Annotated in this window: 13 protein-coding genes; 11 read left to right on the top strand and 2 right to left on the bottom strand. The window is 73.2% G+C overall.

The window, feature by feature from the left end; translation table 11 throughout:
- Positions 1-173 precede the first annotated feature (173 nt).
- The 3 genes from AB0G17_RS11200 (at position 174) to AB0G17_RS11190 (ending at position 3,770) form a co-directional block, all read left to right on the top strand.
- Positions 174-824: a response regulator transcription factor gene (locus tag AB0G17_RS11200; RefSeq protein WP_361379126.1), complete on the top strand. Its 651-nt coding sequence runs from the start codon at positions 174-176 to the stop codon at positions 822-824.
- 238 nt (positions 825-1,062) lie between these two features.
- Positions 1,063-1,731, top strand: a complete 669-nt coding sequence (locus tag AB0G17_RS11195) for a DUF4255 domain-containing protein (RefSeq protein ID WP_361379123.1) — start codon at positions 1,063-1,065, stop codon at positions 1,729-1,731.
- A gap of 29 nt (positions 1,732-1,760) precedes the next feature.
- Positions 1,761-3,770, top strand: coding sequence for an ATP-binding protein (locus AB0G17_RS11190; RefSeq protein WP_361379815.1), 2,010 nt, complete (start codon positions 1,761-1,763; stop codon positions 3,768-3,770).
- A 1-nt stretch (position 3,771) separates the two neighbouring features.
- On the opposite strand, the gene AB0G17_RS11185 is transcribed toward AB0G17_RS11190, so the two are convergent.
- Positions 3,772-5,181, bottom strand: coding sequence for an RICIN domain-containing protein (locus AB0G17_RS11185; protein WP_361379120.1), 1,410 nt, complete (start codon positions 5,179-5,181; stop codon positions 3,772-3,774).
- A gap of 482 nt (positions 5,182-5,663) precedes the next feature.
- Between AB0G17_RS11185 and AB0G17_RS11180 the strand changes: the two genes are divergently transcribed.
- From AB0G17_RS11180 to AB0G17_RS11165, 4 genes are all read left to right on the top strand, one after another.
- A complete protein-coding gene (locus tag AB0G17_RS11180; protein WP_361379117.1) occupies positions 5,664-7,277 on the top strand; it encodes a phage tail sheath subtilisin-like domain-containing protein in 1,614 nt (537 codons plus the stop codon).
- Positions 7,278-7,357: 80 nt separating this feature from the next.
- Positions 7,358-7,804, top strand: coding sequence for a phage tail protein (locus AB0G17_RS11175; protein WP_361379113.1), 447 nt, complete (start codon positions 7,358-7,360; stop codon positions 7,802-7,804).
- The gene (locus AB0G17_RS11170; protein ID WP_361379110.1) at positions 7,804-8,310 is read left to right on the top strand and encodes a hypothetical protein; all 507 of its coding nucleotides are present in this window, start codon (positions 7,804-7,806) and stop codon (positions 8,308-8,310) included. Before AB0G17_RS11175 ends, AB0G17_RS11170 begins: the two co-directional genes overlap by 1 nt.
- Entirely contained in the window at positions 8,307-8,465 is a 159-nt protein-coding gene (locus tag AB0G17_RS11165; protein WP_361379107.1) for a DUF6760 family protein, read from the top strand. Before AB0G17_RS11170 ends, AB0G17_RS11165 begins: the two co-directional genes overlap by 4 nt.
- A gap of 1,757 nt (positions 8,466-10,222) precedes the next feature.
- On the opposite strand, the gene AB0G17_RS11160 is transcribed toward AB0G17_RS11165, so the two are convergent.
- Complete coding sequence (locus AB0G17_RS11160) at positions 10,223-10,954, bottom strand: hypothetical protein (protein WP_361379104.1); 732 nt, start codon at positions 10,952-10,954, stop codon at positions 10,223-10,225.
- Positions 10,955-11,483: 529 nt separating this feature from the next.
- On the opposite strand from AB0G17_RS11160, the gene AB0G17_RS11155 reads away from it, so the two are divergent.
- From AB0G17_RS11155 to AB0G17_RS11140, 4 genes are all read left to right on the top strand, one after another.
- Positions 11,484-12,068, top strand: a complete 585-nt coding sequence (locus tag AB0G17_RS11155) for a hypothetical protein (protein WP_361379102.1) — start codon at positions 11,484-11,486, stop codon at positions 12,066-12,068.
- Positions 12,069-12,140: 72 nt separating this feature from the next.
- Complete coding sequence (locus tag AB0G17_RS11150; protein ID WP_361379099.1) at positions 12,141-12,563, top strand: phage tail protein; 423 nt, start codon at positions 12,141-12,143, stop codon at positions 12,561-12,563.
- 50 nt (positions 12,564-12,613) lie between these two features.
- Positions 12,614-13,336: a LysM peptidoglycan-binding domain-containing protein gene (locus AB0G17_RS11145; RefSeq protein ID WP_361379096.1), complete on the top strand. Its 723-nt coding sequence runs from the start codon at positions 12,614-12,616 to the stop codon at positions 13,334-13,336.
- The gene (locus tag AB0G17_RS11140; protein WP_361379093.1) at positions 13,336-15,249 is read left to right on the top strand and encodes a VgrG-related protein; all 1,914 of its coding nucleotides are present in this window, start codon (positions 13,336-13,338) and stop codon (positions 15,247-15,249) included. Before AB0G17_RS11145 ends, AB0G17_RS11140 begins: the two co-directional genes overlap by 1 nt.
- The last annotated feature ends 27 nt before the right edge of the window (positions 15,250-15,276 follow it).

Genomic DNA, 15,276 nt, shown 5'->3' with positions numbered 1-15,276 from the left:
CGTGTTCACCCTGGGGCGGACCGCGGTCTCGTGGTGTTCCTCGTGGTGCTCCACGATTGCGTACGCCGCCGCGGGCGAAGAAGGGTGAAGGCAGCCACCCATTGCCGGACGAACCCGTACGGCACGCTCGTGAACAGGGGAGACGGTTGCTCAACTCACATGGGACCGCCACCGTGTCGGGCACAGGAGACGGCGGCAGCACCGTCCGTCGGCGCGTCCCGGTCGCGGTCGCCGCACCGGATCCGATCAGCCTTGAGGGAGCGGTCAGCCAGCTGCGCAGGCATCCGGAGATCGAGCTGCGCGAGCAGCCCGGTCCCGGCACGGTCGCCCTGCTCATCGAGAACACGCTCGACGAGGCGGCGCTCACCCGGCTGCGCCGGATCGTGCGCAGCGAGGGCGCGCGGGCCGTGGTCGTCGTCGACACGATCCGTGAGACGGAGCTGCTGGACGTCGTCGGATGCGGCATCGGTGCCATCGTCTGGCGCCACGAAGCGAGCGCCCATCGGCTCGTACAGGCGGTCCTGGCCGCCTCGCGCGGCGACGGAGACCTTCCCGCGGACCTCCTCGGCAGGCTCATCAGCCAAGTGGGCACCATGCACCGGGGCGCGGCCGGCCGCCCCGGCGTCCCCTCGCTGGGCCTCTTACCGCGCGAGGTGGACGTGCTGCGGCTGATCGCCGAGGGGCTCGACACCGCGGAGATCGCCAGCAAGCTGTCGTACTCCGAACGCACCGTCAAGAACGTGATCCACGCACTCACCACCCGGCTGCATCTGCGCAACCGCGCGCATGCCGTGGCGTACGCCCTGCGAGAGGGCTACATCTGACCGAGCGGGCCCGACGGGCTGAAGGGCCCGAAGAGGCCGCACGGCAAGAGGCCGCATGGCAACAGGTCGCATGGCCCGAACGGGCAAGCCACGGCGGGCTCTTCGGACCGTACGGGCAAGGATGTCTGCCCCGCCGTCGGTCCGGCCGTGCCTGCGGGCGGGGCGGTGTGCGGGGCACGATCGGTGACAGCAGGCGGCAGCGAGGGAGCCGGCGGACCGGCATGGCGGGAGCGCGAGCGTGATCCACGAGGTGGACGAGGTACTCAAAGGTCTCCTCGGCGGCGGAGCGCTGGCGGGCTCCGGCATCGAGGTGTCCTTCGAGGCTCCCACCCGGGACTGGGCGGCCCGGCGCAACGCCCCCGTGATCAACACCTACCTGTACGACATCCGCGAGGACGTGGACCGGCGCCAGCGCGGCCGCATGCCGGTGCGCGACGAGCGGGACATCGTGGTTCGCCGCCGCCGGCCACCGCGCTGGTTTCGGCTGTCGTACCTGGTGACGGCGTGGACCAAGACCCCGCAGGACGAACACCGGCTGCTGTCCGCGGCGCTGGCGACCCTGCTGCCGCGCGAGATCGTGCCGCCTGCCGAACTCCCCGGCTCCCTCGGGGCGCTGGGCCTGTCGGTTCCGGTGACAGTCGCCGGCGCCCAGACGGAGTCCCGTTCCCTCGCCGAGATCTGGTCCGCCCTGGGCGGCGAACTGAAACCGTCCCTCGATCTGGTGGTGACCGTGCCCTTCCCCTCCTTCCCGGAGTACGACGCCGGGCCAGTGGTCACCGAGGGCGCGACGGTCCGGCTGCGCGGCCCGGAGAGCGGTCCTCCACAGTCCTCCGAGCGCTCCCACCGGCCGCACCAGGTGGCCGCCGCCCGCGAGGCCGCGGCACCCGACCACCAGGATCCGCGGTGAACGCCCGGTACGCCGAGACACCGGCCCCGGTGCAGGACGAGCCGGTGCCCGAACCGTACGACGCCGCCCACGCCCTGCTCACCCGCCTCGCCCTCCTGCGGGAACGGGTGACCGCGCTGGTCGAGCACCGCACCGCCGCCGACCCCACCGCCGAGGACCCGCTGCGCGGCCTCTACGTGTCCGACGAGGCGGCGCACCACCTGTTGCACACCTGGGCGCCGACCCAGACCGACGCCACCTTGCCGGCCGTGCCCCTGATCGACAGCGGCTCCGGCCCCGCCGACCGCCTGGCCCGTCTGGCCGAGCGGATGCGGCTGACCGAGTGGGACACGGCCTTCCTGCTCATCGCCCTCGCCCCCGACGTCGACCGTACCTTCGAGCCGCTCTACGGCTACCTCAACGACGACGTCAGCCGGCGCCGCGCCACCGTCGGCCTCGCCCTCGATCTGTGCGGGCTGCCCGCGTCCTCGGCGGCGGCCCGCGCCCGCCTCCACGCGTCGGCGCCGCTGCGCGAGCTCGGCCTCCTGGAGGTCGACGAACCCGAACGCCCCTTCCTCAGCCGCTCGTTGCGCGTCCCCGACCGGCTGATCGGCCATCTCCTGGGCGACGACACCCCGGACGCCGCCCTCCTCGGCCGGCTGCACCCGATGCCGGACCCGCTGCCGGCCGCCCCCGGCACCGAGGGCTTCACGGACCGGCTGGCCGCCCGGCTGCGCACCGGCCCGCTCGTCGTCTATCTTCGCGAACGCCGGGAGGGCGACGGCCTGGCCGCTCTCGCCCCCGCCCTGCGCGCCGCGGGCCTCGACGCGCTGCGCTGTCCGGAACCCGCCGACCACGTCCCCGAGCTGCTGCGCGAGGCACGCCTGGCCGGTCGGGCCGTCGTCGTACCAGGTCTGCCCGACCACCCCGGCCCGCTGGTACGGGCGCTGACCGCGGCACCGGACGTGACCGTACTGCTGACGGACCCCCGCCCCTACGATCCGCACTGGTCCCCGCACGACCCGCTGGTCCTCGAAGCCCCGGGCCGCCGGGCCGGTGGAACGGCGGCCTGGCGGGCGGCGCTGGGCGCCGACGCCGACGGGTTCGACCTGGCCGCCACCGTCGCCCCGTACCGCCTGGGTGGCGACCGCGTCCAGCGTGCCGCGCAGGCCGCCCGCGCCCTCGCGGCCTTCGACGGCACACCGGTGACCGCCGCCCACGTCCGCCGCGCCGCCCGCCGCCAGTCGGCCTCGGGGCTGGAACGGCACGCCCGGCGGATCCGGCCCGACGTGGACTGGCGCGACCTCGTCCTGCCCGAAGGGCCCCTCACCCAGCTGCGCGAACTCGCCCTGCGCGCCCGCCACCGCGACCGCGTGCTCGGCGACTGGCGGCTCAGCGCGGGCGGTGGACGCGGCCGGGGCGTCCTCGGGCTGTTCGCGGGCGAGTCCGGCACCGGCAAGACGCTCTCGGCGGAGGTGGTCGCGGCCGACCTCGGCCTCGACCTCTACGTCGTCCAGCTGTCGTCGATCGTCGACAAATACGTCGGCGAGACGGAGAAGAACCTGGAGCGGATCTTCACGGAGGCCGACCGCACCGACGCCGTACTCCTCTTCGACGAGGCCGACGCCGTCTTCGGCAAGCGCTCCGAGGTGAAGGACGCGCACGACCGGTACGCCAACATGGAGAGCGCCTATCTGCTCCAGCGGCTGGAGTCCTTCGACGGGATCGCGCTCCTCACCACAAACCTGCGCGCCAACATCGACGAGGCGTTCACCCGGCGGCTTGACCTGGTGGTCGACTTCCCGTTCCCGGACGCCGAGCAGCGCCTGGCCCTGTGGCGGCACGGCCTGGCCCACGTCCCGTCCGCCGACGGGATCGACCCGGCGTCGCTGGCACGGGACTTCGAGATGGCCGGCGGGTCCATCCGCAGCGCGGTGGTCACCGCCGCGTACCTGGCCGCCGGGCGAGGCCACGAGGTCACCGCCGCCGACCTCCTGGAAGGCGCCCGCCGCGAATACCGCAAGGCGGGCCGCCTCGTGCCGGGGGAGGGCGGCTGGTGACTCAGCTCTTCGCCGGGTGGATGACCTGCCACTCCTGGTCGTCCGTGTTGCTGCAGTCGAAGAGCGTCAGCCTGGCGCCCACGCCGCCGTCGCTGTAACCCGCCACGTCCAGGCACTTGTTGTCACTGGCGAAGTTGCGGATCCAGTAGGCGCCGCTGTCCTGCTTCTGGATCCACCACAGCTGGTTGTCGGCGGTCGTGCCGTCGCAGGTGAACTCGGTGATCCCGGTACGGACGGGCTGGGCCCCGTAGTAGGGCAGGTCCATGCACAACTGGTCCTTGACGTTGCGGATCAGGAACAGCGGCTGCCCGCCCGGACCCCCCTTGGGATCCGTCACTTCGAGGTTCCAGTTCTGGTTGTCGCCCGTCTCATGGCAGGTGGCCTGCTGGACGGGGCCGTTGAGCTGCCCCTTGTCACGCCCGGGGAGTTCGGCGCACATCTTGGTGGTGGTGTTGCGCAGCAGGATGTTGGTGGCGGGCACCACGGGGGGATCGCCGGCCGGCTTCTTGGTCTCCTTGGGCGCCCCGCCGCCACCGCCTCCGTCGGACTTCCCGGCGGGCGGCTGCTCCTTGGCGGGCGGCTCGGCGGCGCTGGGGGAGGCCAGCGGCTTGGGGGCGGCGCTGGGCGCAAGCGTGTTGCCCGCCTGCTGGGTCTGCTCCGTGGCGCTGCTGCGCACCTGCGGCTTGTAGGCGATCCACAGCATGACGAAGGTGATCGCGAGGGCGGTGACGAGGCCGAGGCAGGTCGCCAGCCAGCGGGGCAGGAAGCCGCGTTGGACATAGGTGCCCTGCACCTGGGTGGGCTCGGCTCCGGAGCGGCGGACGGCCAGGGCGAACGGCCGTTCCTCCTTGGAGCCGAACCAGATGATCCGCCGGGGCCGGAGCGCGGCGTCCACGAACGCCGCACGCCCCGGCTCGATCTGCAGGGCGGCGGGCCGTATCTCGTACGACAGGTGCTCGCCGTTGTCGCTGCCGCTGATGGACGCGGTCACCTTGGTGTTGCCGAGATTGTCGACCGCGAGCCGTGGCCGCCCCCGGAACCTTCCCTTGACCGTCACCGGCACCAGCTCCGCCCGCACCTCGCTGAACGGCGTGATGGTGAGGATTCCCTCCGGCACGGTCACCGCCTGCGGATGCTCGGTCGGAGTAATCCGCACGGCGTACGGGTTCGGCCCGGCCGTCGCGTCCGGGGTCCGGGGTGGTGCGAACGTCAGCTCCACCGTTCCCGTGGTTCCCGGGTACAGCCGCAGCGTCTGCGGCTCCACCGTGGTCCAGGGCGCCGGGCCGCCCACGGGCTCGAAGCGGTACTCGTCCACCACGTCACCGGTGTTGCGCACCCGTAGGCGCACGCGGGTGGTGCTGCCGGGGTCGACGGTCGCGGACGCGGGTTCCAGGGAAGTCCAAAGGCTCACACGACGACGCTAGGGTGCGCCTTTCGCGGTGTCAGGAGCCGTTGGGACACGGCGAGGTGCCCGGAATCACCTGCCGGACTGCCCTCGCGGTCCCGGCACACCGAGGAGCACCGGACGTGCCGGTGACCCGGCCCCACGCTTCACGCCGGGCCGCATCAGGTGTGACCGTACGCCGGTCGGGTCTGCCCCGAAGGGTGCCTCAACGGCCCTGTCGCACCGGTGCGCGGCCGGGTACAACGGCTGACGGAGCGGCCCTGGCCGAATCGCGACGGCCTGGCACCGCCCTGCCCGGGCCTGCGAGTGCGGCCGTCCCCCCAACAACGAAGCAGCCAACTGACTTTCGGACCCCCGGCCCTGTCCTTCCGGGCATCGCCGGGGGCAACGTGGCTGCCCCCGCACCGGCACCTGAGGCCGTTTCGGTGAGGGTGCCGCGCGAGCGAGGGTGAGGGGAGTCCTGTCGCGTACCCCGAGGAGAGCAGAGCATGCCGTCCTATCTGTCGCCCGGCGTCTATGTCGAGGAGGTGGCCAGTGGGTCGCGTCCGATCGAGGGCGTGGGCACCTCGGTCGCGGCCTTCGTCGGGCTCGCCCCGACCGGGCCCCTCAACGAACCGACCCTGGTGACCAACTGGACTCAGTACGTCGCGGCCTTCGGCGACTTCTCCGACGGTTACTACCTCGCGCACTCCGTCTACGGGTTCTTCAACAACGGCGGTTCCGCCGCATACGTGGTCCGGGTCGGGGGCACGGCCGACGGCGCCGCCGGGAACGGCCGGGGCGCGGCGTCTCGGCCCGCCGCGGTGACGGGCACCTCCGCCCCGGCCGCCCTGGCCGCCGCCGAGCCCGCGCAGCTCGGCACGTTCGCCGTGACGGCCACCGCCGCCGGGGCGAACGGGCCGCTGACCGTCGAGGTCGCCGACCCCGAGGGTGAGGGCCCCGCCGAGCGGTTCCGGCTGATCGTCAAGGACGGCGGCAAGCAGGTCGAGGCCTTCGACGTGAGCGCCAAGAAGGGCAACCGCTCCTACGTCGTCACGCAGGTCAAGGAGCAGTCCAGGCTCATCACCGTGACGGAGGCGGCGCCCTCCGCGCAGCTGGCCCGGCCCGAGAACCAGACGGTGACCCTGCCCGCGCCGCCGCCCGCTCCCGCCCCCGCCGTGTCCCAGGACACCGGCCGGGACGAGGCCGCGCACCCCGGCCCGGCCCACTACCTCGGCGACTCCTCCGACCGCACCGGCTTCGGCGGCCTGGAGGCCATCGACGAGATCTCCATGGTCGCCGTGCCCGACCTGATGGCGGCCTACGAGCGCGGGGCGATCGACCTGGAGGCCGTCAAGGCCGTCCAGCTCGGCCTCATCGCCCACTGCGAGCTGATGGGGGACCGGGTCGCCATCATCGACCCGCCGCCCGGCCAGAACGCCCGCCAGATCCGCGTGTGGCGCCAGGAGACGGCCGGTTACGACTCCAAGTACGCGGCCCTGTACTACCCTTGGATCAAGTCCTTCGACCCGGCCTCCGGGCAGTCCCGCCTGATCCCGCCGAGCGGCCACGTCGCCGGCATCTGGGCCCGCAACGACTCCGAGCGCGGTGTGCACAAGGCCCCCGCCAACGAGGTGGTACGCGGCGCCGTCGACCTCGAACTTCAGATCACCCGGGGCGAGCAGGACCTGCTCAACCCCATCGGCGTCAACTGCATCCGGGCCTTCCCCGGCCGCGGCATCCGCATCTGGGGCGCCCGCACGCTCTCCTCCGACCCGGCGTGGCGCTACCTGAACATCCGCCGGTACTTCAACTACCTGGAGGAGTCGATCCTGATCGGCACCCAGTGGGTGGTGTTCGAGCCGAACGACCACAACCTCTGGGCCCGTATCCGCCGCAACGTCTCGGCGTTCCTGGTCAACGAGTGGCGCAACGGAGCGCTCTTCGGCCAGAGCCCCGCGGAGGCGTACTACGTCAAGTGCGACGAGGAGACGAACCCGCCGGAGTCGGTCGACCTCGGCCGGGTGGTGTGCGAGATCGGCATCGCGCCGGTCAAGCCCGCCGAGTTCGTGATCTTCCGGCTGGCCCAGTTCTCCAGCGGCAGCGGTGAGTTGGAGGAGTAGGCCGCACCGGCCGCAGCGCCGTCTCCGTAAACCCGTACGCCCCTCCCGGGCCCCTTGACCCTCAGAAGGACAGCGAACAGATGAGTCTCCAGCCGGGTGACGCCCTCACCTCACACAACTTCGGTCTCCAGATCGACGGCGTGATGGTCGAATACCTCGCCGAGGTCAGCGGCCTCACCCTCGAACAGGACGTCATCAGGTACCCGCAGAACAACGGCGCGACCGGAAAGAACGAGATAGCCCTGCTGCCGGGCACGCAGAAGGACGGGCAGTGCACCGTCGTGCGCGGCATGACCCAGTCGGCGTCGTTCACCCAGTGGATCAACGACTCCATCAACGGCCGGATGTCCACAGCCCGCAAGAACGCCTCCATCATCATGATGGACTTCGAGGACAACCCGGTGAAGCGCTACAACCTGCGCAACGCCTGGTGCAGCAAGATCGACACGAGCACGGTGAAGGCGGGCGAAGCCTCCGCGCTGACCGAGACCATCACCATCGTGTTCGAAGAACTGGTCATCGAGTAATGCGGCGTACGACTGCCACGGCAGCGAGCGCTGCCCCCCATACTGCGGCGGCGGGAGCGGACGACCCCCAGTCGGCTCCCGCCGTCGCACCCCCCGCCTCCGGGCAGGAACCGGCTGGGACGGCCACGAGGGACCAGTTGCGCACCGAGTTTGCCTTCGAATTGCCGCGCGGGTACGTCGACGAGTCGGGCACGGTACACCGGGACGGGGTGATGCGCCTGTCCACGGCACGGGACGAACTCGTCCCGCTGCGCGACGTGCGCGTCCAGGAGAACCCCGCGTACCTGTCGGTGGTGCTGCTCGGCCGGGTCATCACCCGGCTGGGCACGTTGACGACGGTGCACGACGGGATCGTGGAGAACATGTTCGCCTCCGACCTGGCGTTTCTGCAGGACTTCTACCGCCAGATCAACGCGGAGGGCCACACCAGGGCGGCCGTCCGGTGCCCGCACTGCTCGGAGCCCTTCGAAGTGGAACTCGGCGGGAGCCGCCTGGGGGAATCGTGACGTACGCGACCGACCGGCTGCACGAGGAAGTCGCGTACGTCGCCTACCACTTCCACTGGAGCCTGGAGGCGATCTTGGACCTGGAACACCACGACCGCCGCCGTTACACGGACCAGATCGCGTCCCTGGTGACGCGCGGCGCGGGGGAGAGCTGAGCGGTGGGATTCCTGGACCGGCTGCGGGCCGCCCGTCGGGACGAGCGCGGGGGAGGTGTCGGCGGGGACGGTGACGGCGAGGGTTCGAGTGCCGTCGCGGGTGTGGGCGTGGGCGTGGGTGCGGGTGGAGGTGCGGCCACGGGCTCCGGCCCGGATGCGGCCGGGAACACGCCGGACAACGCTCGGCCCCTGACGGTTGTCGCCGCCTGGCCGGACCTGCCGCCGATCCAGCGGGCGACGGGTGCTGTACGTACCGGGGTCGCGGACGCCGGGTTCGGCGGACGGCTGCCGACGTGGCAGAACCCGTCGTTCACGGGTGCGGTGTCCCCGGCCGTGCTGGACCCGGAAGCGGGCGGCCTGCTCTCGGGAGGGCTGACCGGCCCGGCGGGGCCTGTCGCTGGAGCCGAACTGCCATCGCGGACACGGCCGTTGGAACCGTCCGTCGGTGGACCGGCGCCGCAGCGGATGCCGGTCGCGCCGCTGCGGTCGATACCGGCGGCGAGCGCGTCGCCTGCGGCTCCTGTCGCGCATTCGGCGGCCGGGCCGGGCGCCACGTCCTTGCTGCCGCCCAAGGCCCCGGTCCCGCCGGTCCAGCGGGCGCGCTCCGTGCAGTCGGCATCGCCCACGGCGCCGGTGCCCGCACCGCCCCGGGCGGCCCGAGGGGTGCGCGTGACCCCCGTACCGTCCGTTCCCGCTCCGCCCCGGCCGCAGCCCACCCTGACCAAGGCGCCGCCGAGGTCGGCGGCCGTACAGCGCCGCGCCCTGCCCGCCACCGTCCGACCCGCTCCCGCCTCGTCACAGACAGGCGCACCCGCCGGGGGCACGGCGGCGGGCGCTCCCGAGGGCACGGCGGCGGGCGCGTCGGCGCGGCGTGACGTACGCCCGTACGCCGCGCCCTCGGCCTCGCCGCCGGAGGGAGAGGCGGTGGCGGGCTGCGCGGTGTCTCCGCAAGGGTCCGCGCCGGCCGCGCCGGTCTCTCGTGCCGATGCGGCAGGTACCGCCGACTCGCCCGGCGGCCGGACGATGCCCGTTCCTGGCGCGAGTGCCTCGGCGGGCGCCCCAGTGCAGCGCGCGGTGTCCCCGCGCGGGTCTGCGCCTGTCGCGCCGGTCTCTCGTACCGATGCGGCAGGTACCGCCGACTCGCCCGGCGGCCGGACGGCGCCCGTTCCTGGCGCGAGTGCCTCGGCCGGCACCCCGGTGCAGCGCGCGGTGTCCCCGCAGGGCCCTGCGCCTACCGCGCCCGGCAGCGGTACGAGCGCCGATGCGCCGGTGCGGCCGACCGCGCCGCAGTACGACGCCGCACCTGATGGTACGACGACCGGGACCCCGGTGCAGCGGGCGTTACCGGCACACGGCCCCGCGCGGACCGCCACCACGCCCGACGGCCGGAGGCCCGCTTCAACAGGCGGGCCCACGACCGGACTTGGCGGCGCCCGGCCGGGCCCCGCTCCTGATCGCGGCACGATCTCCGGGGCTGCGAGCGAGCGCGTGGTGCCCGCCGCTGATGCCGGGCCCGTCGGCGGCCAACGCGCGGTGCCCGACGACAGCCCTTCCCGGCCCGTCGGTCGATCGACGCACGCGCCCACCGACGCGGCGACCTACGCGGCGACGCGAGCAGCCGTCCCCTCGGAGCCCGCCCACAACGGCGGTATCGACACCGGCCCCCTGGCCGCCCCCGGCGCGCCGGTCCAGCGGGCGGTGCGGCCCCAGAGCCCCGCGCCGGAGTCCGGCGGCGGAGGCACCGCCCCCGGAGCCACCTATGGTGCGGCCCCTGGCGCGCCGGTCCAGCGGGCCGTGCGGCCCCAGAGCCCCGCGCCGGAGTCCGGCGGCGGAGGCACCGCCCCCGGAGCCACCTCTGGTGCGGCCCCCAGCGCGCCGGTCCAGCGGGCTGTGCGGTCCCAGAGCCCCGCGCCGGAGTCCGGCGGCGGAGGTGCCACTCCCGGCACCACCCCCGGCGCCATCCGACCGCCCGGCACCGGACGGTCGTCGTCGGCCGATCTCGCCATGCACCGGGACCGTTCCGCCCCCGCACCGATGCGTACCGCCGACAGCTCGCCCGCGACACAGGTGCCCGCGGCGGCCCCCTCGGCGAACCGGCCGCCCGCCGACGCGACCAGCGCGCAGCACACCGTCCAGCGGCAGGCAGCGGCCCCCGGCCGATCGGAGACAACGCAGCCCTCACTGAGCCCGGCTCGGACAGCATCGGGCTCATCGGCTCCCGGTACGGCTCCGGCCACCGGCGACGGTGTCCCACCGCGCACGGCGTCCACCCCGGTACAGCGCTCCACCGGGCGCCCGCCCGTCGTGCCCACAGGCCCCACCGCCTCCGCCGCCACTTCGGCCTCCGGCTCCCTCCCCACTCCGGCGACGGAGCAGCCCGCCGCCTCCCGACACCCCGCCAACCCCCCGTCCGTACGCCCGGTCCAGCGCAGCACTCCACCGCCCCGCGCGGGCCTTGGCGCGCCCGCCCCCTCGAAGCCCGCTGCCATCAGCCAGAGCCCGGCACCTCAAACCACCCCGTCCGCACACCAGGCGGCCCCCGCCCCGGAACCGGCCCCCACCACCCCAGCCCTGACCACCCCAGCCCCGACCAGCACCGCCCCCACACGGCGTTCCCCGCTCGGCGCCCCCCTCGCCACCGCGCCCACCCACACCGTGCCGCTCGCCGGTCGGCGCACGGCACCAGGCCCTGGCGTCAGCCGCACCAGCGGGCCTGCGGTGCCGCTCGCCGGACGGCGTACGGCCCCGGGCCCCGGCGTCACTCCCACCCAAAGCCCCACCAGCCCCGCCCACAGCCCCACCCCCGCACCGGTCCAGCCAGCCGCCACCCCGACCACCCCTGCGGCGCCGACCCCCGCGCCCGCACCATCCGCACCAAACGCGCTCCCTGTACCGACGGTGCCGCCGTTCCTCTCTCCCGCCCCCGCCCCCGCCCCGGCCCCGGCCCCCCTCTCCTCCCGCGGCTCCCTCCCCGCAGTCCAGCGCGCGCTCGACAGCCGTCCCGCGCACCCCAAGGCCGTGCCCCTGCTCCGCTCCGCCGCGCCCGGCAGCGCCACCGGCGCCCGGCTCCCGCTCGCCGTGGCCCCTCTCGCGCCACCCCCGCCGTCACCTGCCCGCCCGCTCCACGCCGCCCCCGCCCCGGGGCCCGCGGACACCACCGCCGCGCTCCCCGTCCAGCGCATCTTTGGCCGTAGCCGTGGCAGCCGTGCCAGCCGTCCCGGCCGCACCACCGAGGCCCTGGCCGCCGCCACGACGGCCACCGTGGAATCCACGCTGGGCCACTTGTGGGGACGCACGGCCGGCCATGCCCCACCGGCCGGCCACGCTCCACCGGCCGACCCTCCGCCGCCGTACAGCCCCGGCCCGACCCCGTCCGACGACCCGCCCTCGTACACACCGGGCAACCCCCCGCCCGCGGCTCAGGCGGACGCGCTGCCCGCGTACACGGCGGTGCCCGAGGGCGGGTTCGATCCGCGCGAGCTCACCGACTTCCAGCTCGACGAGCTGGTGCACCGCATCATCGGCCGCGTCACCCGCCTCATCCGTACCGAACTGCGCCTGGACCGCGAGCGGATCGGGCACCTCCGCGACCCCCGCCGCTGACCGACGCCACCGCACGACGAACGGCGGGGGTCACCTCACCACCGACGACCACGACAGAAAGGCGCACTCCCGATGTCCCGTCAGGATCCGGGCTCCACCATCTGGTTCACCCTCGCCATCGACGGCGAGAGCCTCGGCTACTTCAACGGGTGCGAGGGCCTGTCGTCGCAGGTGGAGATCGAGCACCGGCAGGAGGGCGGGAACAACGGCTTCGTCTGGGCGCTGCCCACCCGCGTCACCTTCTCCACCATCCGGCTGACCCGCCCCCTGACCCCGGACACCACGAAGGTCGCCAAGTGGATCTCCTCCGTGCAGACCGGGATCAAGCGGCCCACCGCCCAGATCTCGGCGCTGCGGGCGGACGGCTCGGAGGTGGCCCGGTGGGGGCTGATCGATGTACTGCCCGTCAGCTGGCAGGGGCCGACCCTCGACCCGGCGAGTCCCGCCGTCGCCACGGAGGTGCTGGAGATCGCCCACCACGGCTTCACCGACTGACGGCGGCCCACGGGCCCACAGGACGACGAAGGACCGCAGAGGAAGCGCATATGGCCAAGAGCAACAAGGGCGCGGGCAAGAGCCTGGTACGCGCCCGACTCGCCATCCACCAGCCCCCGGTGGGCACGAGCACCATGCCCGGGAAGCTCATGCGGAGGTTCGGCTTCGAGTTCAACCCGGCGCAGTTGTCCCTCACCCAGCGTGCCCAGTGGAAGACCACCCCGACCGTGGCCGTGCGGGACGGCTCGAAGCCGGAGTTCATGGGTGCCGAGCCGCGGGAGATGACCGTGGAGATCTTCCTGGATTCCTCCATGAAACCGACCGGCAACACCGTGCTGAAGAAGGTGGAGTCGCTGCTGAGGTGCTGCGAGGTGACCGCCAAGAGCATCGCCGCCGACCAGCCGTCGCCGCCGTGGGTGGTCTTCGAGTGGGGGTCCTTCTCCACGGCCCGGTTCACCGCGTACGTGAGTTCCGTCGAGGCGTCTTACACGCTGTTCGGCACCACCGGCATCCCCCTCCGCGCCACCTGCCAGCTGCACCTGCACGAGATCCCCGGCAAGACCAAGGGGCAGAACCCGACTTCGGGTGCGTTGACCGCGCAGCGGGTGCACCGTGTCGTCGCGGGTGACTCGCTCCAGTCGCTGGCCTGGCAGGAGTACGGCAACGCCACCGTGTGGCGCGCGATCGCCGAGGCCAACGGCATCGACGACCCGTCCCGGCTGCCGGTGGGCGCCGAACTCGTGCTGCCCGCCGCCGAGGAGGTGCGTTCCTGATGGTGCAGACCGCGTTCTCCAACATCATCCGGGTCACCATCGGCGGCGCGAAGCTGCCCCCGGACATCGCGCCGATGCTCGTCGACGGCTGGGTCGACCAGGGCGCCGGTGTGCCCGCGGCCTTCCGCCTCACCTTCCGCGACCCGTACCGGCTGGTCCTCAGCGAGCTGAAGGTGCAGTTCGGCACCAAGGTGGTCCTCACCCCGGTGGCCGACGGGCAGGGCGCCGGAAACCCGCTGCTGACCGGCGAGGTCACCGGCCTGGAGGCCGATTACGACGGCACCGGCAGCTTCACCGTCATCCGCGGTTACGACTACGGGCACCGGCTGATGCGCCAGCGCCGCGTCGCCGCGTACCGCAACCAGCTGGCCTCCGACATCGCCCGCAAGCTCGCCGCCCAGGACGGTGTGCCCATCGGCCGGATCCAGGCGACGAAGGGGGCGTACGCGTTCATCAGCCAGTCCAACGTCACCGACTGGGACTTCCTCTCGCGGCTCGCCGACGAGAACGGCAGGGTGATGTCGCTCAACTCCAGGGGCAGGTTCGAATTCGTCAAGCCGAAGTCGTCGGCGGGCGCGCCCTCGCCCGACACGGACGGTGACAAGAGCCCCTTCGTCCTCCAGGCAGGCCACGACATCCTGCGGTTGCGGGCCGCGGTCACCGCCGCCGACCAGGTCGGCAAGGTCGAGTCGCGCGGCTGGAACGTGACCACCAAGAAGAAGATCACCGAGGTGGCGACCGTCTCCACCGACCCGGGCATCACCATCGGCACCAGCCCGGGCCGGGCCGCCGGGAAGTTCAAGGCCGCCAAACTCGTCGAGACCGAAACCCCCTACGACCGCCAGGACGAGGTCCGCCACGCCGCGGAGTCCCTCGCGGGCGACATCACCTCCTCCTTCGCCGAGCTGGAGGTCGTCGTGCGGGGGAACCCGGAGCTGCGGCCCGGCGTGCCCGTCGCCCTCGCCGACGTCGGCGAGCCCTTCGAGGGGAAGTACACCGTCACGTCCGTACGCCACGTCTTCGGCGACGGCAAGCACTACGAGTCCTGGGCGACCGTCAGCGGACGCCAGTGGCGCTCCCTGTACGGGCTGACGTCGGGCGGCGGGGGTGGGAGTGGCGCGAGTTCGCGGCTGCCCAGCGTCGCCAACGCCGTCGTCACCGACGTCCAGGACCCGCTCCGTCAGGGCAGGGTCAAGCTGAACTTCCCCTGGCTGGACGACGCCTACGTCAGCGACTGGGCCCGCAGCGTGCAGCTCGGAGGCAAGGGCGGCGGCGGGGTCTTCCCCATGGACGTCGGCGACGAGGTGCTCGTCGCCTTCGACCGGGGGGCCCTGGACCACCCGTTCGTGATCGGCGGGCTCTACAACGGCCGCGACGTACCGACCCGGGTCGACGACGTGCCCCTGCACGACGGTTTGAAGAAGCAGGCCACCCGGCACACCCTGTCCGACCGCAAGGGCAACCGGGTGGACCTGCTCAGCCAGCGGACCGGGCTGCGCAAGCAGGGCGTCCGGATCGCCACCGGCAACGACAAGCTGGTCGTCAACCTCGACCGCACCAAGACCGAGATCACCATCGACAGCGACGGCGCCGTCAGCATCACGGGCGGCCGTTCCGTGTCGATCGAGGCGGGCACCGACCTCACGCTCAGTGCCCGGCGCAGCCTGACCATCAAGAGCGGCGGCCCGCTCAGCATCGAGGGCGGCGCCATGGTCAACGTACGGGCCCCCGAGGTCGGGGTGAACGCGCTGGGCGCCCTGAACCTCGACGCCCTCGGTGTCGCGAACCTCAGCGGCGTGGGCACCGTACAGATCACTTCGGGTGTCAACACGACGATCAAGGCACCGACCACCTTGATCGCTTCCCCGGAGTTCGGAGTCACCACCATTCCGATTCCGATGGTGATCCCGTGAGCTCTTGCCGTGCGAGGCGGCGTGGAA

This window comes from Streptomyces sp. NPDC023838, assembly GCF_040639555.1.
GTDB lineage: Bacteria > Actinomycetota > Actinomycetes > Streptomycetales > Streptomycetaceae > Streptomyces.
The sequence above is the reverse complement of the archived record's forward strand: the minus strand, read 5'-3'. Positions and strand labels throughout refer to the sequence as shown.